Origin of the sequence: Cupriavidus sp. CuC1 (assembly GCF_044627735.1) — a bacterium.
Classification (GTDB): Bacteria; Pseudomonadota; Gammaproteobacteria; order Burkholderiales; family Burkholderiaceae; genus Cupriavidus; species Cupriavidus ulmosensis.
This window is the reverse complement of the sequence record NZ_JBIUHC010000015.1, coordinates 46984-65579: the sequence shown is the minus strand read 5'-3', so window position 1 is coordinate 65579 and position 18596 is coordinate 46984. Positions and strand designations below refer to the sequence as shown.

The window sequence follows — 18596 nt, the reverse complement described above, 5'->3', positions numbered from 1 at the left end:
TTCAGGAGTCACCGATCATGAGCATGCCACTCGAAGGGATCAGAATCATCGACTTTACGCACGTGCAAGCCGGTCCCGCTTGCACGCAACTGCTGGCCTGGTTCGGCGCCGACGTGATCAAGGTCGAACGTCCCGGTTCGGGCGATGTGACGCGCAGCCAGTTGCGTGACATCCCGGATGTCGACGCGCTGTATTTCACGATGCTCAACAGCAATAAGAAGTCGCTGACCCTGGACACCAAGAAACCCGAAGGCAAGGAAGTGCTGGAAAAGCTGGTGCGGGAATCCGACGTGCTGGTGGAGAACTTCGGCCCGGGCGCGCTCGACCGGATGGGTTTCTCCTGGGAGCGCCTCAAGGAACTCAACCCGAAGCTGATCGTGGCTTCGGTCAAGGGCTTCAGCGACGGGCACCACTACGACGATTTGAAGGTCTATGAGAATGTCGCGCAGTGCGCCGGCGGCGCGGCTTCCACCACCGGCTTCTGGGACGGCCCGCCGACCATCAGCGCCGCGGCGCTGGGCGACAGCAATACCGGCATGCACCTGGCGATCGGCATCCTGACCGCCCTGATCGGGCGCGATAAAACCGGCAACGGCCAGAAGGTGGCGGTGTCGATGCAGGACAGTGTGCTGAACCTGTGCCGCGTCAAATTGCGCGACCAGCAGCGCCTGGACCGGCTGGGCTACCTGGAGGAGTATCCGCAATATCCGCATGGCACATTCAGCGATGTGGTGCCGCGTGGCGGCAATGCCGGCGGCGGCGGCCAGCCGGGCTGGGTGCTGAAGTGCAAGGGCTGGGAAACCGATCCGAACGCGTACATCTACTTCACCATCCAGGGTCACGCATGGGCGCCGATTTGCAAGGCGCTGGGCAAGCCCGAATGGATCGAGGACCCGGCCTACAGCACGGCCCAGGCGCGCCAGCCGCACATCTTCGAGATTTTCAAGACCATCGAAGACTGGCTGGCCGACAAGACCAAGTTCGAAGCGGTGGATATTCTGCGCAAGTTCGATATTCCGTGCGCGCCGGTGCTGACCATGAAAGAACTCGCTAACGACCCGTCGTTGCGCGCGAGCGGCAGCATCACGGAAGTCCCCCACAAGGAGCGCGGCACCTATCTCACGGTAGGCAGCCCGATCAAATTCTCCGACCTGAAGCCAGAGATCACCGCTTCGCCGTTGCTGGGCGAGCACACCGAGGATGTGCTGGCCAGCCTCGGTTATAGCAAGGCGCAAATCGAGCGCTTGCGCGACCTCCAGGCTGTTTGAAGACGGCAACCGCGGATCCGGAGCTTCGGCTTCGGCGCTGCCAGGTACGGCGGCCCGTCCGAGCGCTGTACTGAGTCGGTTCATCGCTTGAACAGCAGTTTTTCAAACGCCCGGCGGAACTGGAGGCCACCTCCAGCGCATGACTCGCGCGCGTATGGGCCGGGCGCGAACCAGCAGACGATATATAAGTTAAGCCGGGAGACTGAAGTGGGCAAAGCATTGGATGGTGTTCGCATCCTTGATTTCACGCATGTGCAATCCGGGCCGACCTGTACGCAGTTGCTGGCGTGGTTCGGAGCGGATGTGATCAAGGTCGAACGGGCGGGCGTGGGGGACGTTACGCGTGAGCAATTGCGCGACATCCCGGATGTCGACAGTCTTTACTTCACGATGCTCAACCACAACAAGCGCTCGGTCACGATCGACACCAAGCATCCGGAAGGCAAAAAGGTGCTCGAGGCGCTCGTGAAGGGGTGCGACGTGCTGGTCGAGAACTTCGCGCCTGGCGCGCTGGATCGGATGGGCTTCACCTGGGAGCGCATCCAGGAACTGAACCCGGCGATGATCGTCGCGTCGGTCAAGGGCTTCGGCCCGGGCCCCTATGAGGATTGCAAGGTCTACGAGAATGTCGCGCAGTGCGCAGGCGGCGCCGCGTCGACCACCGGCTTCGACGACGGCCCGCCGATGGTCTCGGGCGCGCAAATCGGCGACAGCGGCACCGGTCTGCATCTCGCGCTCGGCATCGTCACCGCGCTGTACCAGCGCAAGACCACCGGCCGTGGCCAAAAGGTGCTTGCCGCCATGCAGGACGGCGTGCTGAACCTGTGCCGCGTGAAGCTGCGCGACCAGCAGCGGCTCGAGCGCACCGGCGTAATGAAGGAGTATCCGCAGTATCCGAACGGCACCTTCGGTGATGTGGTGCCGCGTGCCGGCAACGCATCGGGCGGCGGCCAGCCAGGCTGGATCCTCAAGTGCAAGGGCTGGGAGACGGATCCCAACGCGTACATCTATTTCATCACGCAGGCGCCGGTATGGGGCGCGATCTGCAAGGTGATAGGCCGCGAGGCGTGGGTCGACGACCCCGAGTACAAGACGCCGGCCGCGCGCTTGCCGAAGCTGCAAGAGATCTTCGCCGAGATCGAGCGCTGGACGATGTCGAAGACCAAATTCCAGGCGATGGAGATCCTGAACAAGTACGACATCCCGTGCGGCCCGATCCTGTCGATGACGGAGATCGCCGCGGAGCCGTCACTGCGCAAGACCGGCACCGTCGTCGAGGTCGACCACCCGACCCGCGGCAAGTACCTGACGGTCGGCAACCCGATCAAGCTGTCCGACAGCCCGACCGACGTTACGCGCTCGCCGCTGTTGGGCGAACACACCGACGAAGTGATGGCCGAACTTGGCTATACCCCGGATCAGATTGCTCAATTGCGCGCCGCCGGTGCCATTTGACCGCGCACTAAACGGTGATCAACCGCGTGTTTAGCATGCGGGACAAGATGCGACGGCCCGCACCCTCTCGGCACGGCCCGAGCGCACCCCATAATCGTGAAGGAGACATTGCGATGAAATCGTGGATACGCTTTCGGCTCGCCGATGGCAATATCGGCTTCGGCGTGCTGGAGAACGATCGCGTCACCGAATACGGCGGAGACATGTTCGGTGAGCCGGTCCCAACCGGCATCGTGCTGGACTTGGGCGAGGTGACGCCGCTCAGCCCCTGCGAGCCAGGCAAGCTGGTAGCGCTGTGGAACAATTTTCATGCGCTGGCCAAAAAGCTGGAAAAGCCCGTGCCGCTACATCCGCTGTTCCTGATCAAGCCCGCCAGCTCGGTGGCGGGGCCCGGCGATGCGATCGTGCGGCCCAAAAGCTATGCCGGCAAGATCGTCTATGAAGGCGAACTGGGCATCGTGATCGGCAGCAAGTGCTGCAATGTCTCGCCGGCCGAGGCTGCCGACCATATCTTCGGCTACACCATCGTCAACGATGTGACGGCGGCCGACCTGATCGCGGCGGACCCCAGCTTCCCGCAATGGTGCCGCGCCAAGGGCTTCGATACCTTCGGCTGCCTGGGGCCCGTCATCGTCGCCGATTTCGACTGGCGCTCGGCCAGCGTGGTGACGCGGCTCGATGGCGTGGAGCGGCAGAACTACCCGCTCGCCGACATGATCTTTTCCCCGCAGGAGCAGGTCAGTCGGATCTCGCAGGACCTCTCGCTGATGCCCGGCGACGTGATCGCCTGCGGTACCTCGCTCGGCGTCGGCTCGATGAAGGACGGCGCGGTGGTGGAGGTGGCGATCGAAGGGATCGGCGCGCTGGTGAACCATTTGCGCGGCTAGGCAGCCGGCGCGGCAGGGTCTCAAGCCCCGGCAGGCCGCGCACATCCAGGGAACGGTGAACAAGATGGCAATGACAATCGGTGTGCCCCTCGAAGTACACGCCGGGGAGCGGCGGGTCGCCGCGACGCCCGATTCGGTCAGGGAGCTGATCAAGCTCGGCTATAGGGTGGTGGTCGAGAGCGGCGCCGGTGCACAGGCGGCGTGCCCCGACCAGGCCTATCGTGCGGCTGGTGCTGACATCGTCGATGCCGCCAGCCTGTGGGCCACGGTCGACGTCGTAATCAAGGTGCGGCCGCCACAGGCCCACCCCACGCTCGGGGTGGAAGAGGCGGCCCTGCTCAAGAAGGGTGCGACCCTGATCGGCTTCATCTGGCCGGCGCAGCAGGCCGCGCTGCTGCAACGCCTGTCGCAGCGCTGCGCCACCGTGCTGGCGATGGATTGCGTGCCGCGCATCTCGCGCGCGCAGAAGCTCGATGCGCTCAGTTCGATGGCCAATATGGCGGGTTATCGCGCGGTGATCGAGGCCGCTCATGCCTTTGGCCGGCCATTTGCCGGGCAGATCACCGCCGCCGGCAAGATCCCGCCGGCGCGGGTTCTGGTGATCGGCGCCGGCGTGGCCGGGCTGGCTGCGATCGGCGCCGCGCGTAGCCTGGGCGCGGTCGTGCGCGCCTTCGATACGCGCCCGGTAGTGCGGCAGCAGATCGAAAGCCTGGGCGCCGAGTTCCTCTCGGTGGAAGTGGAAGAAGACGGCAGCGGCAGCGGCGGCTACGCCAAGGAGATGAGCACGGCCTTCATCGAGGCGGAGATGCAGCTGTTCGCCGAGCAGGCATGCGAAGTGGACATCATCATCACCACCGCGCTGATCCCCGGCAAGCCCGCGCCACGGCTGATCACGGCGGCCATGGTGGAGAGCATGCGCCAGGGTAGCGTAGTCGTCGACATGGCGGCGGAGCAGGGCGGCAATTGCGAGCTGACTGCGCCCGGCGAGATCGTGCAGCGCGCGGGGGCGACGGTGATCGGCTACACCGACCTGCCCAGCCGCATGGCCGCCCAGGCCAGCCAGCTTTATGCCACCAATCTGCGCCACCTGCTGGCGGAGCTGACGCCAGGCAAGGATGGCGAACTGGCGGTCGACATGGACGACGACATGATCCGCGGCGCCACCGTGCTCCATCGTGGCGGCATGTCGTGGCCGCCGCCGAAGACGGTGGAAATTGCTCCTGCTGCGCCGGCTGAAACGCCGGCGCCCACCGCGGCCGCGGCCACGGAAAGCGGCAAACGCACCGGCTGGAAGGTCGCGCTGCTGGTGCTGGGGGCAGTGGCGCTGCTGGCGCTCGGCGCGGTGTCGCCGCCGGCCTTCCTGGCGCACTTCACGGTGTTCGTGCTCGCCATCTTCGTCGGCTACCAGGTGGTGTGGAATGTCACTGCGTCGCTGCATACGCCGCTGATGAGCGTGACCAATGCCATCAGCGGCATTATCGTGGTCGGCGCGCTGGTGCAACTGGGCAGTCCTTCGGCGGTTAGCAGCGTGATCGCGGGCATCGCGGTGCTGATTGCCACCATCAACATCGCCGGGGGCTTCCTGGTGACCCAGCGGATGCTGAAGATGTTCCGGCGCGATTGAGGAGAAGGCCATGCCATCGGGAATCAGTGAGATCGCCTACGTGAGCGCCAGTGCGCTTTTCATCCTGAGCCTGGGCGGGCTCAGCCACCCGGCCACGGCGCGCCGGGGCAACCTGCTCGGCATCGCTGGCATGGTGATCGCCATCGTGACCACCGTGCTGGTGTCGGGCCGCGACGGCATCGGCGTGGTGCTGGCGGCGATGACCGTGGGCGCGGCGGCCGGCGCGCTGCTGGCACGCCGCGTCGAGATGACGCAGATGCCGCAGCTGGTGGCCGTGCTGCACAGTTTCGTCGGCCTGGCGGCGGTGCTGGTGGGCTATGCCAACTATCTCGGCGCGGCGCCGCTGGCCGGTGCGGAGAAGAGCATCCACGAGATCGAGACCTATCTGGGCATTCTGATCGGCGCGGTAACCTTCACGGGCTCCCTCATTGCCTTTCTCAAGCTGCAGGGCACGCTGGGCGGCAGGCCGCTGCTACTGCCGGGCCGGCACTTGCTGAACGCCGCCGCCCTGGGCGCCTGCGTGTGGTTGGGCTACGCCTTTCTGGCGGCGCCGTCGGCGCAGGAGGGCCTGGTCCCGCTCACCGCCATGACGGCGATCGCGCTGCTGGCCGGAGCGCACCTGGTAATGGCCATCGGCGGCGCAGACATGCCGGTGGTGGTGTCGATGCTCAACAGCTACTCGGGTTGGGCCGCGGCGGCCACCGGCTTCATGCTGGGCAATGATCTGCTGATCATCACCGGCGCGCTGGTGGGGTCGAGCGGCGCCATTCTCAGCTACATCATGTGCAAGGCAATGAACCGGAAATTCCTCTCGGTGATCCTGGGCGGCTTCGGCACCGCGCCGGCGCAGGCTGGCGCCGCCGTGGAAGGCGAGGTGGTGCCAGTGTCAAGTGAAGAGGTCGGGGCGCTACTGCGCGACGCGGCCGATGTGATCATCGTGCCAGGCTACGGCATGGCGGTGGCGCAGGCGCAGGGCACCATCAGCGAGATCACGCGGCGTCTGCGCGCGCAGGGCGTCAAGGTGCGCTTCGGCATCCATCCGGTGGCGGGGCGCCTACCCGGCCATATGAACGTGCTGCTGGCCGAGGCAAAGGTACCGTACGACATCGTGCTGGAGATGGATGAGATCAACGAGGATTTCGACAAGGCCGATGTGGTGCTGGTGGTGGGTGCCAACGACATCGTCAACCCCGGCGCGCTGGAAGATCCGGGCAGCGCGATTGCCGGCATGCCGGTCCTCGAGGTATGGAAGGCGAAGACAGTGGTGGTGTCCAAGCGCAGCATGGCTGCAGGATATGCGGGGGTGGACAATCCGCTGTTCTACAAGGACAACACGCGGATGTGGTTTGGGGATGCGAAGGGCAGTGTGGATTCGTTGTTGAGGCAGCTGGAGACAGTCCAGGCCTGAGCCGGGTACGACGGCTGGCGCCATCGCTGCCACGTCTGCCTGGTCCGAATGCGCGCGAAGTTGTGAGAATCCACAGCTTCGCGACCTGATCTATCAGCACGTATCGCACGATTGCCGACGCGGGAAACCAACGCCCAGACGAGAGTCCAATGTACGGCAAAAAAGCGCCTGTCAGCGCCCCTCTCACCGACGTGAAACCGCAGCCTCAGTTGGCTTGCCGCCCCCTCGCCCGCAGGTACTCGTTCTTCTTGTCGAAGATTAGCTGGCTGAGGAAGTCCGCGTCGTAGGCCTTCAGAAAATGGGCGTGGTATTCCTCGTTTAGCGGGCGACGCGCGTCTTCTCGCATTCGATCCCGCACAGCCAGTGGTACATCCCGGCGTCCCAGCGAAAGCGCAGGCCGAGTTCGGTGAAGGCCGCGTTGTAGGCGGTCAAATGGTCCTCGTCATCGCTGCGCGAGGCCGTGGTGCCGGCCGGCAGGGTGTTGTGCGTTTCGGACTGGACCTGGTTCGTGATCGGATTCCTTGCTCTCCGGAAGAGGTGGGCTTGAGCGCAGCATAGGTGTGCCGAACGAATTACGATAATTAAAGTTATATAGAAAGACCATAAATCATCGCTTATGTTTTATCAGGCCCTCCACACTCTTCGCCGCCCGGGAGAAGCTCAGGTGGCGCGCGACTGTCTCGAAAACCTTCAGCTGACGCAGCGTGGCGTTCCTCATCGTGCCGTCCTGTGCAATATATAAATGATCAGTAATGATAATGGTAAAAAACTTTATGTTTTGCTGATACCGAGATGGGCTAGCATCAATTCACGTGCCGCAATGTCTGGCGCGCCCAATAGACCAAGGGCTCCCCCCCGCAAGAGAAGCCCCGCTATCCGTGCCATAGAGCGCCAAACGCACCATCCAGGAGACTACACATGGCGCACTTTAACGCGGCAGGCCCTGCCGTGAGTCACGGCGGCTGGCTGCACAACCGATGGTTCCAGCTTTGTATCGGTGTGGTCTGCATGGGACTGGTGGCGAACCTCCAGTACGGCTGGACGCTGTTTGTCACCCCCATGAATGCCAAGCATCACTGGGGCGAATCCGCTATCCAGGTCGCCTTTTCCATCTTCATCGTGACCGAGACCTGGCTGGTGCCGCTGGAGGGCTGGCTGGTCGACAAGCTAGGGCCGCGCCCCGTGGTGGCGGGCGGCGCGCTTTGCGTCGGACTAGCCTGGGTGATCAACGCCTATGCCACCAGCCTGCCCCAGTTGTACTTCGCCGCAGTGGTGGCCGGCATCGGCGCCGGGGGCGTCTATGGCACCTGTGTGGGCAACGCGCTCAAATGGTTTCCCGACAAGCGGGGCCTCGCCGCCGGCCTTACCGCGGCGGGCTTCGGTGCGGGATCGGCGCTGACGGTGATTCCGATCGCCAATATGATCCAGCGCGCCGGCTACGAGCAGGCCTTCCTCACCTTCGGCATCCTGCAGGGCGTGTGCATCTTCCTGATGGCGCTGCTGCTGGTGAAGCCGCGACCGCCCAAGGGTGTAGTCGCAGCCAAGGCTGTGCTGACCAACCCGGTCGAGTTCACGCCAGGGCAAATGGTGAAGACGCCGGTGTTCTGGATCATCTATGCGTCATTCGTCGCGGTGGCGGCCGGCGGCATCATGGCCACCGCGCAGTTGGGGCCCATTGCCAAGGACTTCGGCTTCGCCTCGATGCCAGTGACCATGCTGGGCTTCACGCTGCCGCTGCTCACCATGACGCTGTCGATCGACAACCTCTGCAATGGCTTCACGCGCCCGCTGTGCGGTTTCATCTCCGACCGCATTGGCCGCGAGAACACCATGTTTTTCATCTTCATTGGCGAGGGCCTGGCGCTACTGGGCCTGATGACGTTCGGCCACAACCCTTACTGGTTCATGGGCTTCGCGGCGTTGACCTTTCTCTTCTGGGGCGAGATCTTCTCGATTTTCCCGGCCCTGTGCGCGGACACCTTCGGCAGCAAGTTCGCGGCCGCCAATGCCGGCACGCTCTATACCGCAAAGGGCACCGCGGCGATCCTGGTGCCGCTGGCTTCGGTACTATCGGCGCGGGGCAGCTGGGACGCGGTGTTCACGGTGGCGGCACTGGTCACCATTGCCGCCGGCCTGTCCGCCAAGTTCGTGCTGGCGCCGATACGAAGGCGCTTCATTACCGGCCATGCCGCAGCGCTCACGCCCGTCACCGACAGCCAGGCCTGCTTGGCCCGGTTATCCGCGCGCAAGGGGAAGTAAAGGCAGCAGAAATGGACCGGCCCGTGCGACGCGGGCGGCCTTTCGTGACGCCACCGGGCGAGTTCGCCGCAGCCGCAAGAGGAGACAGCCCTTGCCCATGCCCATGCCCATCCCGCTGAAGCAAGTGCATAGCCAACCCGGCGAAAGGGAGGGCCAACCATGAATATCTCACAGCGAGCCGGCAAGCTATAACGCTCGAAATTCGTCTGCAACGGCTTTCCAATGGCACCAGACATTGGTTTGCGGATAGTAGGTGCCGATACAGCGAGTGGTCCGCGTTCTTGTCCGTTCTTAAAGAAACGAACGACGAGCACCGCCTGGTCCTGTGCAATCACATTCACGCGATCTCTAACCCGAAGATGGTTGTTTGCACTCGCGTTGATACCGGCGTCGACCTGGCAAGCGCGATTCGGCACATCAACGCATTAGTTAATCAATTTATTAAGGGGGTTTTATGCCAGGCCCGGTTTCTCGATCAACGCCCAGGCGGGAAACCACACCAGATCCTCGACGGCACCATCGCCCTCGAAGCGAGAGTCGAACGTCTTGCGCGCAGATGTTCGCCCCGGTAGATGAAGTAAGGCACCGGAAACATGAAGTTGGCGCGTTCGTCGCGATCCGCGCTAGTGCGGCAACGTGATGCCCCCGACGCCAAGGCCGGCTTCCCATAGCGGCCGCTCGATGTCATCGAAATCCTGCGCCGCGCACGTCGTCCCGAACGTCGCGGCCGCGACCGCCAATGCACCGCAGCGCTTGCGGAACCTCATATCGCCTCGGGCACGGAATGCCGAAGCCCGTGGCAGGCGTCGCGGCTCCTCCTCTCGATGCGCATGCGTCTTATCCCTTCGTGAAGATTTCCAGAAAATGCTTGCTCGGATCCTCGAAATAGATTCTGCGGCAGCCATCGTCCGTGCTGACCTCGCCGGGGCGGCGGCGGTATGGGTCCGACCAGTACATCAGGTTGCGCGCGCGGATTCGGGCGAGGCTTTGCTCGAATTCGACGTCGCTGATCAGGAAGGCATAGTGCTGCAGGGCAACATCGCCTTGCGCATCCATGAAGTCCAGGGTGACATCGTTGTCCAGCCTTACGGCAAGAAACGGCCCGAACGGCACGGCCGCGGGACGTCCGAGGATCTCGCAGAAGAAGTCGGCGGACACCTTCTTGTCATGAGAAAAGACGATGGTGTGGTTGAGCTGGATGGCCATGTCGCAATCTCCTGGAAGGGGCATGTGCAAGGACCGGCATGCGAGCCGGCCGGGAACGGCCAACCGGCCGTCACGCAGAGGCTGACGTGCGCCACCCTCGCAGGGTACATGGATTTCGGCGCGCCGGGCGGGCGTCACCGGCCAGCCTCCATGCGGTCGAAGTCTCCGTGATGCCGGCGTGAACCGGCGGCGAGGTAACGCTGGATGCCAGAAGCAGTATGCCCGTCGCCTCGCGCCCTGGGGCGTCGACCACGCCCACGCCTTCCCTCTCACGCAGGCAAAAAAAAAGCGCACATCCGGGTACTGGCGACTTCGGCCGCCCGCAAGCCACCGAGATACAACACGGTCAGCAGCCAGCGGCACCGCGCCGCGTGAAGCCTGTCGCGCTCGGTCCAGTCCGGGAGCGAGGTGCCGTCTTGCGCCACGCCCGGCTTTTGCCATTGGCTTTCCGCGCTCTGGAGAGAGGGCCGCGCGCTAGGAAATGCGGCGCACACGATCCTCAGCATGTACCTGTATCCCGGCCTGAATGTGACGGTAGCGTGTTGCGGCCAGCGTTACAAAGCCCGCCGGGACTATCGCCCGGTCCGGGCCTATCCTTTTTACATCCCTACTGCCGCGACGAAAGGAGTTAGAAATGACGACAATCTGGACGCTTACCGCAGATGGCAGCCGAGCCCGGATCTTCCAGGCGCACGGGATGGAGCGGGATCTCGAGGAGATCAAGGGCTTCGTCAATCCACTGGGACGTGCCAAGGATGGCGAGTTGCGCGACGATGCGCAGGGACGCTTTGCCGGCAAGGGCGAACCGATGCATTCGATGGCGCCGCGGATCGATCAGGCCGAAAAAGAACGTGTCGAGTTTGCCCGCATGCTGAGCCAATATCTCGGACAGGCGCGCGTGGAGCAGCGCTACGACAAGCTCCGCCTCGCCGCCGCGCCGAAGTTCCTAGGCATGCTGCGCGAGCACCTTGACAAGGAAGTGCAGAAGGTGGTGTTCGAGGAGCTCAACGAGGATATCTCCAGGCTGGGCGCGCGCGAGGTGCAAAGCCGTCTCGCCGCCCGCTGAGCTTGGCCCCGGCTTCGGCTGCGCCGGCAGCCTCAACGCCGTAGATGTGCGATTCATGGCCGCAGATCATTTCGTCACCCGGACGGGTATGCGCCAGGATGGCGACGAGATTGCACATCGTGCCGGACGGCATGAAGACACCCGTCTGTGCAGGCATGGCATCAGAACCCGGCGACGTCTTCCAGCGGCAGGTCGGCCGCGCGGGGCGCCGCCGGCGGCGCCATCAAGGAGCGGGCTCGAGAGCTGTGCGATTCACTTGCAGGCGGAATACAGCGAAGCGGTTGTAGTAGCCAACGACATCGTGAAACGGCTTGGTGTCCCGGATGCAGCCGACGCCAACCTTGGACGCTTCGTTGATGCCGACCGACACTACGATATCTTGTTGACGCGCGACGCGCCGGATCCGCTCGGTGGCGGGGTGGTCAATGGTGACGGCACTCTAGGCTATGCGCACAAAGAAATCGCGGTTCTCGACCTGCGCGCGAACACCGGACCATACCGGGAAGGCGCAGATGTGGGCCTCCGGGAAGGCGACAATCCTCGCGCCGTTTTGGGCCGCCTCCGCAATGAGCGCGCAAGTCTTGTCAATGGTCCGCCTCAAGATCGAAGTGGATCGGAGAAACATGGCATGCGCCGGCTTTGCATCGTGTAACTGACATAGTGATTGGTTTCCATTGAAAGATCTCAGTTTGCATAGGCACAGCCATGCGTGAGTAGAGGCAGTTGCAAGGATTTTCAAGCCGCTGCTTGACCGTTCCGTACACCATTAGCCACAAACAGCGCAATATCAACCTCATCGATCTGTTCCGGGCGCATGAAGCGCTCGGCATAGCGGCGATAGACGCAAGAGGTCAGGAACAGAGCGAACAAGTCCGGATCAAGATGGTGCTGCGCCGTGGCCATCGACATGATGCGCACCGACTCGGACAGGGTCTTCGCCTTCTTGTACGGGCGGTCCGCCGCCGCGCCGTTGCGATCAAACGCCACGGCGGCGTTCAACGTTTCGCCATCCGCCAGGTACAGCACGCCTGCGTCTCCCCCGGCCGCGTTGAGCAATTTCCGCAGGAGCACAGGCGGGAGCTGATCGAGCCGGCTTTCAGCAGAGATTGCCTGCACGATGATCAGGAAGCGTTGGATGTTCTGCCGCATCTGTTCCGCGGCGATGCCGAGCGCGCTCACCTCGCTGATCCGGGACCGGACGGCAATGGGCTGCAGGAAGTCGAACCGACGGTGCCGAGGAAATTGAAATGGCAACAATGATTGTATGCCGAACGAGCCGAAACTAAGCGAGAGATCCGGCTTGACGTACGCTGGCGATCGGGGGGGGGGCTGGCCTGTCAGTCCTTGCGCGGTTCCTGCCCGGACAGTTCGGCTAGCTCCCTAAGCAACGACTCGGCACGTGGCCACTCGCCATATCCCGAGGCGGGGTTGAGATGACCTACGTTACCCAGGTCGACCAGCTGGCTGCCCCATGCACGGGCGAGGCCTGCGGCTTCCTCGAAGCGGCTGAGCGGATCGTTGCGGCTGGCCGCTACGATGCTCGGGAAGCGCAATGTTGTGCGCGGTGCCGGCGTCCAGCCGTTCAGGCGCAGCGCATCCTGGTCCGGATAGCCGTCGGGCAGCGGATGATCGAAGTCGGGCGGCGCGGCCAGCAAGGCGCCGCGTACCGGGCGCGCGGAACGGCGCGCCCAGTGCACCGTAATCATGACGCCGGCACTGTGGGCCACCAGCAAGGCCGGCTCCCGCAGGCTCGCCAGCGTGCGTTCCAGGGCCGCGACGCGCACGGCGCAGTCAAGTTTGTCGTGCTCCAGCGGGGGCACGATGCAGACCTGCCGCCCGGCGGTGCGCAGTTTCTCGGCCAGCAAGGTCTGCCAGTGTTCCGGCACGTGCTCGCGCAGTCCGGGAACGATGACGATCGGGGGCATTTCCATGTGATGCATCTTGTCTACTCAACGGATAAAGGAATTGTCGGAGGGCTCAGGTTCCGGCGTTGTCCGCTTCATTGCGCGACTCGGCAAGCCGCAGGTCCCGCAGGTAGCGCGACCGGGCAATGAAGAACACCGCCGCAGCGCCCAGGGACATCAGCGGAATCCACTGCAGGGCACCCAGCAAGCCGATCCTGTCGGCGAGCACGCCCGTCAGGTAGGGCGCAGGCGCGGCACCAAGGAGGTTGTTGGCCAGCGTCAGCATCGCCAGCGCGGTTGCGTGGGTCGTGGGGCGGGTGAGATTCGCCACCATGGCGCCGGCCGGGCCCCAGGTACCCATTGCCAGCAGCAAGCCGCAAGCGATCAGCAGCAACTGCGCGCTACCCGGCGGCAGGCGGAAGCCCGCCAACAGCAGCACGCACGATACGAGGCAGAAGGTGATCGCGAGCGTTAGCTTGCGGCCCGGTGCCTTGCGGCTTGCCCAGTCCGTCAGCATCCCGCACAAGGTCATGCCAACGCCGCTGACGATCAGCAGCCCCGCGGCGAGCAGAGCGGCCTTGTCGGCTGGCATGTCGTAGTAACGGTTCAGGTAGCTTGGCATCCAGGCCATGATCGCGTAAGCGATGAACAACTGCAGGCCGCTGCCGACATAGGCGCATACCAGCGATGGTGCCCAGAAGAGCCCACGCAATGTCGCCAGCAAGGGCGTACGCGCATGGCCTGGCACCGCGGCACGGCGCGTGGCCGGTGCCCCCGCCGCACGGCGCGCGAGCCTGCCTTCGGTAACGGTCACGCAGTAGATCAGCACGACGACCAGGCCGAATACGGCCATGGCCATAAACGCCGTGCGCCAGCCGAAGCGCGCCGCCACGACGCCGCCCAGCCCCATGCCGAGCACCGCGCCGAACATGCCGCCGGAAGTAAAGGCGCCGGTCAGGGTGGCACGCATGGACGGCGGGAAGATGCTCAGGATCACGGCCAGCCCGACGCTGCCATAGGCAGCCTCGCCAATGCCGACGAAAAAGCGGGCGGCCAGCATATGCCCGTAGCTGGCGGAGAGCGCGCATGCCAGCGTGCCGCAGCTCCAGAGCAGCGCCATCAGGGCCAGGCTCTTGACGCGGCCCCAGCGATCGGCCACCAGCGAGAACGGGACCGTGAACAGCCCGACCATCAGCGCGACGATGCCGCTGAGGGAGCCGAGCTTGGCGTCGGACAGGCCCCACTCGAGCCGCAGGTGAGGAAAGACGGCATTCAGCACCTGCCGCGACATGTAGTCGGACAGCAGGAGCGCAAAGATAAGGGCGAATACCAGCCACGCGTAGGCATGCGAGCGTGCCGGCTTGGCGGTGAGATCCGTGTCCGCGGGGGCGGTCTCGGAAAGGTACTGTCCCATGAAAGTCTCCTGCGGTCTGATGCCGCTATGGTGTCGCGAATGAGGCGCAGATTCTGCGGTCTGTGGCAAGCGGACGGGCATCTTCGCCCACCCGCTTGCCCAGGCTGGCGTCAGGCTGCGCGCAAGGGCAGGTTCACCTGGCCCGGTTTGCGGTTGGGCGCCATGCCATGCACTGCCAGGGTTTCGTCGGCATCCTTGTACTGCACGCCGATCTTGTAGATCTCGCGCGCTTCCTTGCCGTTGGCCACTTCGCGGCCGAGTTCGCGGGCGACGCGCACGCACTGCTCGATCTGCTGCACCGAGGTCATGCGCTTGCCATGCTGGTCGATGATGGTGTCCTCGATGCCGCAGCGCGGGTGCAGGCCCATCGCCATGGCCATCATGTTGAACGGCAGGACGTTCTTCAACAGCGATTCGGCGGTCAGCGTGCAACCATCCGGCGCGCGATGGACGAAGTTGATGAAATTGAACGGATTCGGACCGTCGAAGCCGCCACCGATACCGATCCAGGTCAGGTTCAGCGGTCCCGTGTATACGCCCTTGCGCACCAGGCGCTCAAGCGTTTCGAGCGCATGGATGCCCGTCAACTGGAAATGCGGCTGGATGCCGGAGGCCTGCAGGCGCCTCAGGTGCTCCTCGACCCAGGCAGGGCCGGCCGGCACGGTCATTTCGCTGTAGGCGGCCTGGAAAGCCGGGTTGGCCAGCGAGGTGCCCTCCAGGTATTCCGGATAGAGCAGCTCCATGATGTTCATTTGCGTCGTATTGATGGCTACCGTCACTTGATCCGGCTTGGGGTCAAGGTCAGCCAGCATGTGGCGCGTATCGTCCGACAGCCACTTGGCGGCCTGGCCGTCGTCTTCCGGCGCAAACGAGATCGAGCCACCGACCTGGATGATCATGTCGGGCACCGCGGCGCGCACGCCGGCGATCAGCTCATTGAACTTGGACAGGCGCTTGGAGCCCTTGCCATCGAGTTCGCGTACGTGCAGGTGCAGCACCGTGGCCCCCGCGTTGTAGCAGTCAACGGCCTTCTGCACCTGTTCTTCCATGGTCACCGGAATGTCTTCGGGGAAATCCGCCGGCATCCACTCGGGGCCGTAGGGCGCCACGGTGATGACTACTTTGTCCTGGTTTTCGGGATGCAGGGAATCGTCGAGAAATTGCATTTGTTACTCCTTGTCGGATTGGGGCAGATTCAATTGCGCTAAGCCTGTTGACTGCCTAAAACGTGGTGTTGCCAATAATTCCGGCGCGCTCCATCTTGCGATGGCAGGGCGGGTAATCCATGACGGCGTAGTGCTGGGTCGAGCGGTTGTCCCAGATCGCCACGCTATTGGGCTGCCAGCGCCAGCGCACCTGGTACTCGGGGATATTGGCCTGGCTGATCAGGTAGTTGAGCAGCAGGCTAGCGCCCGGATTTCCGTCCTGGCCGTAGCGAACACGCTGCGGCGTGTGGAAGTTGGCGAAGTGCGTGGTGAAGCCATTCACGAACAGCACCTTCTCGCCGGTCTCCGGGTGGGTGCGCACGACCGGGTGCTCGGCATCCGGGAACTGGGCCTTCAGCGCAAGGCGCTTCTCGATCGGCATGGCGGCGCCGAAGCTGGCTTCGATGCTGTGGCGCGCGCGCAGGTCGGCGATCTGGCTCTTGATGTGGTCGGGCAGGTTTTCATAGGCCAGGACCATGTTCGCCCACATGGTGTCGCCGCCTACCGGTGGGCACTCCACGCAGCGCAGTACGCAGCCGAGGGGCGGGGCTGGGCGCCAGGTGGCATCCGAGTGCCACGCGTTCTCGTAGCGATCGTTCGGCTGATCCGGATTCTTGTAGATCCGCACCAGGCCGGGATGATCGGGGTCGCTGCCGGCTACCGGGTGGTCTTCCAGCTCGCCAAAGAGGCGCGCAAAGGCGACGTGTTCGGCGCGCGTCATGTCCTGGCCGCGCAGGAACACCACGCGGTGCCGGATGAGCGCAGACCGGATCTGCGCAAACAGGTCGCCATCGTGGATGGCATCGGCCAGCTTGACGCCGGTCAACTCGGCGCCGATGGCGCAAGTCAATTGTTCGACACGCATGATGCCCTCCTAGACCGCGAAAATCGAGGATCCGGTGGTCTTGCGCGACTCCAGGTCCCGATGGGCTTGTGCCGCGTCCTGCAGGGCGTAGCGCTGGTTGATTTCAATCCGGATGCGGCCGGCCGCGACATGGGCGAACAGTTCATCCGCCAGTTCTTTCTTTTCGGCGGGATCGGCGATGTAGTCGGCCAGTGCCGGGCGGGTCAGGTAGAGCGACCCTTTCATTGCCAGCAATTGCGGGTTGAACGGCGGGATCGGGCCCGAGGCGGTGCCCACGCAGACCATCAGGCCGCGGCGCTTGAGCGAATCCAGCGAAGCCTCGAAGGTGTCCTTGCCGACGCTGTCGAAGACCACGTTGACGCCGACGCCGTCGGTCAGTTCGCGCACGCGCTTGGCCACGTCCTCACGGCTGTAGTCGATGATGTGGTCGCAGCCGTGGGCGCGGGCGACGGCCGCCTTGGCCTCGCTCGACACGGTGCCGATCACGGTGAGGCCGAGCAGCTTCGCCCATTGCGAGACGATCAGGCCGACCCCGCCGGCGGCGGCGTGCAGCAGGATGGTGTCGTTGGGCTTGAAAGCGTAGATGCGGCGCATCAGGTAGGCGCAAGTCAGGCCGCGCATGGTCATGGCGGCTGCTGTCTCGCAGGCGATGCCGGCGGGCAGCTTGATCAGCGCCGCAGCCGGGATCAGGCGTTCGGTGCTGTACGCGCCGAGCGTATTCAGAAAGCCCGTATAGGTGACGCGATCGCCCACCGCGACCTGGCTGACGCCGGCCCCGACGGCCTCGACCACGCCGGCGGCTTCAACGCCCATGCCGGCCGGCAGTGGCATCGGGTACAAGCCCGAGCGAAAGTAGGTGTCCGCAAAGTTCAGGCCAACGGCTTCATGGCGCAAGCGCACCTGCCCGGGACCCGGATCACCCACGGCGACCTCTTCCCATTGCAAGACTTCCGGGCCGCCGGTTTCATGGATTCGAATGGCGTGTGGCATGTTGACTCCTCCTCGTTATATTCAGTATGTGGTTGATTCGGTTTAGCGGTGATCCGCCGGGATGCGTTCAGGCATCCGGCGGTGCGGCTGGGGCAAGCGCGGCCAGCAGCTGTGCAAACGTGGCGTCGGAGCGAATCCCGGCGCGGTGATCGACGGCCTGGGTCAGCGCGACATGCAGCGCATCCCAATCGGCCTGAGTGAGGTAGTGGCGCGCCGCCGGCAATACCACGCCTTCTTCGCGGCCCCTGTACTCCCATACCAGGCGGGCATACTGCTCGACCACCCGGGCGAGCGCGGTAAATGCGGACGCGCTGGCAGCGGCTTGCTCCACTTGCACGGCAAGGTCGTCAAGCAGATTCTCTTGGCGCAAATGCTGGCGGGACAGCTCTTCCAGTTCTGCGCGCAGGGCTTCGCTGCGCTGGCTCAGGCGGCGAAACAACGTGGCCTCCTTGCGCCGTTGCAGCGGATGAATCGTCTGGTGCACATATTCGACGGCTGCCAGCATGGGAGCCGCGACAATCGGCGCGCCCGCCACCGGCGGCGCCTCGACGAGGCGCAGCCAGGCGTCCAGCAGCGTGGCCAGGCGGCTGTACGCGTTGTGCAGCAAATCGATTGCTGCAATGGGCGCGGGTGTGCATGCAGCCCCGATCGATAGCACCGGAATGCGGGCTTGCATCAGTATGTCCCTGGCAGGTGACGCCGGCTCGGCGAGATCCCCCGTGCGATGGGCGAGGACAATCGCGTCGCAACCGGCCTGGTCCGCCGCGGCCAGCAAGGCCCGCGCCGGATGTTCGGCAACGAGACTGGCGAACGTGCTCGCTACGCCCTGCGCACGTGCCGCCGCATCTGCCCGGACCAGCGCCTCGCGGACCTGCGACTGGCCGCGCGTACAGCTATCCTGCGCATGCCGGAAGCTGATGCGCGCACCGTGGCTGCGGGCCAGTGCGATCGCTTGCAGCGTTGCTTTGGCGTCGTGGTCGCGGGGGTCGACAGGGACGAACAGATGGCGGAACATGGTCTGGGCCGGTTTCGGGTTAGAGCGGGG

Annotated in this window: 18 protein-coding genes and 2 pseudogenes; 8 read left to right on the top strand and 12 right to left on the bottom strand. The window is 64.4% G+C overall.

The genetic code is table 11. From position 1 onward, the window contains the following. The first annotated feature begins 17 nt into the window (after nt 1-17). The 5 genes from frc (ACGLHR_RS09300) to ACGLHR_RS09280 all read left to right on the top strand — a co-directional run bounded on the left by frc (ACGLHR_RS09300) (nt 18) and on the right by ACGLHR_RS09280 (nt 6642). The gene (frc, locus tag ACGLHR_RS09300; RefSeq protein WP_400093384.1) at nt 18-1268 is read left to right on the top strand and encodes a formyl-CoA transferase; all 1251 of its coding nucleotides are present in this window, start codon (nt 18-20) and stop codon (nt 1266-1268) included. 207 nt (nt 1269-1475) lie between these two features. After that, nucleotides 1476-2723 carry a formyl-CoA transferase gene (gene frc, locus ACGLHR_RS09295; protein WP_400093383.1) on the top strand — a complete coding sequence of 416 codons (1248 nt, stop codon included), beginning with the start codon at nt 1476-1478 and terminating at the stop codon, nt 2721-2723. 113 nt (nt 2724-2836) lie between these two features. Further along, the gene (locus ACGLHR_RS09290) at nt 2837-3610 is read left to right on the top strand and encodes a fumarylacetoacetate hydrolase family protein (RefSeq protein ID WP_400093381.1); all 774 of its coding nucleotides are present in this window, start codon (nt 2837-2839) and stop codon (nt 3608-3610) included. Between the two features lie 64 nt (nt 3611-3674). Next, nucleotides 3675-5234 carry a Re/Si-specific NAD(P)(+) transhydrogenase subunit alpha gene (locus ACGLHR_RS09285; protein ID WP_400093379.1) on the top strand — a complete coding sequence of 520 codons (1560 nt, stop codon included), beginning with the start codon at nt 3675-3677 and terminating at the stop codon, nt 5232-5234. Nucleotides 5235-5244: 10 nt separating this feature from the next. Beyond that, nucleotides 5245-6642 carry an NAD(P)(+) transhydrogenase (Re/Si-specific) subunit beta gene (locus tag ACGLHR_RS09280; protein ID WP_400093377.1) on the top strand — a complete coding sequence of 466 codons (1398 nt, stop codon included), beginning with the start codon at nt 5245-5247 and terminating at the stop codon, nt 6640-6642. Nucleotides 6643-6847: 205 nt separating this feature from the next. Here the strand turns inward: ACGLHR_RS09280 and ACGLHR_RS09275 are convergent. Together ACGLHR_RS09275 and ACGLHR_RS09270 are read right to left on the bottom strand one after the other, a co-directional pair. After that, nucleotides 6848-7119, bottom strand: a pseudogene (locus ACGLHR_RS09275) (LysR family transcriptional regulator). Between the two features lie 157 nt (nt 7120-7276). Continuing rightward, nucleotides 7277-7360 (bottom strand): annotated as a pseudogene (locus ACGLHR_RS09270) (LysR family transcriptional regulator); the annotation flags it as partial. 200 nt (nt 7361-7560) lie between these two features. Between ACGLHR_RS09270 and oxlT the strand changes: the two are divergent. Further along, nucleotides 7561-8901, top strand: coding sequence for an oxalate/formate MFS antiporter (oxlT, locus tag ACGLHR_RS09265; protein ID WP_400093376.1), 1341 nt, complete (start codon nt 7561-7563; stop codon nt 8899-8901). Nucleotides 8902-9524: 623 nt separating this feature from the next. On the opposite strand, the gene ACGLHR_RS09260 is transcribed toward oxlT, so the two are convergent. Both ACGLHR_RS09260 and ACGLHR_RS09255 read right to left on the bottom strand, forming a co-directional pair. After that, the gene (locus ACGLHR_RS09260; RefSeq protein ID WP_400093374.1) at nt 9525-9668 is read right to left on the bottom strand and encodes a hypothetical protein; all 144 of its coding nucleotides are present in this window, start codon (nt 9666-9668) and stop codon (nt 9525-9527) included. A gap of 70 nt (nt 9669-9738) precedes the next feature. Then, nucleotides 9739-10107 (bottom strand): VOC family protein, encoded by a 369-nt coding sequence (locus ACGLHR_RS09255; protein WP_267603031.1) that lies wholly within the window; start codon nt 10105-10107, stop codon nt 9739-9741. A 634-nt stretch (nt 10108-10741) separates the two neighbouring features. Here ACGLHR_RS09255 and ACGLHR_RS09250 point away from each other — a divergent pair. Continuing rightward, nucleotides 10742-11173, top strand: a complete 432-nt coding sequence (locus ACGLHR_RS09250) for a host attachment protein (RefSeq protein ID WP_400093372.1) — start codon at nt 10742-10744, stop codon at nt 11171-11173. Here ACGLHR_RS09250 and ACGLHR_RS09245 read toward each other — a convergent pair. After that, entirely contained in the window at nt 11112-11291 is a 180-nt protein-coding gene (locus tag ACGLHR_RS09245) for a beta-eliminating lyase-related protein (RefSeq protein ID WP_400093427.1), read from the bottom strand. The two genes, ACGLHR_RS09250 and ACGLHR_RS09245, sit on opposite strands and share 62 nt — an antisense overlap. Between ACGLHR_RS09245 and ACGLHR_RS09240 the strand changes: the two genes are divergently transcribed. After that, nucleotides 11229-11825 (top strand): hypothetical protein, encoded by a 597-nt coding sequence (locus ACGLHR_RS09240; protein WP_400093431.1) that lies wholly within the window; start codon nt 11229-11231, stop codon nt 11823-11825. The two genes, ACGLHR_RS09245 and ACGLHR_RS09240, sit on opposite strands and share 63 nt — an antisense overlap. An 83-nt stretch (nt 11826-11908) precedes the next feature. Here ACGLHR_RS09240 and ACGLHR_RS09235 read toward each other — a convergent pair whose 3' ends face one another. From ACGLHR_RS09235 to ACGLHR_RS09205, 7 genes are all read right to left on the bottom strand, one after another. Further along, complete coding sequence (locus ACGLHR_RS09235) at nt 11909-12352, bottom strand: hypothetical protein (RefSeq protein ID WP_400093370.1); 444 nt, start codon at nt 12350-12352, stop codon at nt 11909-11911. 158 nt (nt 12353-12510) lie between these two features. Next, nucleotides 12511-13113 (bottom strand): RBBP9/YdeN family alpha/beta hydrolase, encoded by a 603-nt coding sequence (locus tag ACGLHR_RS09230; protein WP_400093368.1) that lies wholly within the window; start codon nt 13111-13113, stop codon nt 12511-12513. 37 nt (nt 13114-13150) lie between these two features. Next, nucleotides 13151-14491, bottom strand: a complete 1341-nt coding sequence (locus tag ACGLHR_RS09225; RefSeq protein WP_400093367.1) for an MFS transporter — start codon at nt 14489-14491, stop codon at nt 13151-13153. Nucleotides 14492-14601: 110 nt separating this feature from the next. After that, nucleotides 14602-15657: a 3-keto-5-aminohexanoate cleavage protein gene (locus ACGLHR_RS09220; protein WP_400093365.1), complete on the bottom strand. Its 1056-nt coding sequence runs from the start codon at nt 15655-15657 to the stop codon at nt 14602-14604. 55 nt (nt 15658-15712) lie between these two features. After that, the gene (locus tag ACGLHR_RS09215) at nt 15713-16561 is read right to left on the bottom strand and encodes a TauD/TfdA dioxygenase family protein (protein WP_400093364.1); all 849 of its coding nucleotides are present in this window, start codon (nt 16559-16561) and stop codon (nt 15713-15715) included. A 9-nt stretch (nt 16562-16570) separates the two neighbouring features. After that, nucleotides 16571-17551 (bottom strand): quinone oxidoreductase, encoded by a 981-nt coding sequence (locus ACGLHR_RS09210; protein ID WP_318233812.1) that lies wholly within the window; start codon nt 17549-17551, stop codon nt 16571-16573. Nucleotides 17552-17618: 67 nt separating this feature from the next. After that, a complete protein-coding gene (locus tag ACGLHR_RS09205) occupies nt 17619-18566 on the bottom strand; it encodes a universal stress protein (RefSeq protein ID WP_400093362.1) in 948 nt (315 codons plus the stop codon). Nucleotides 18567-18596 lie beyond the last annotated feature (30 nt).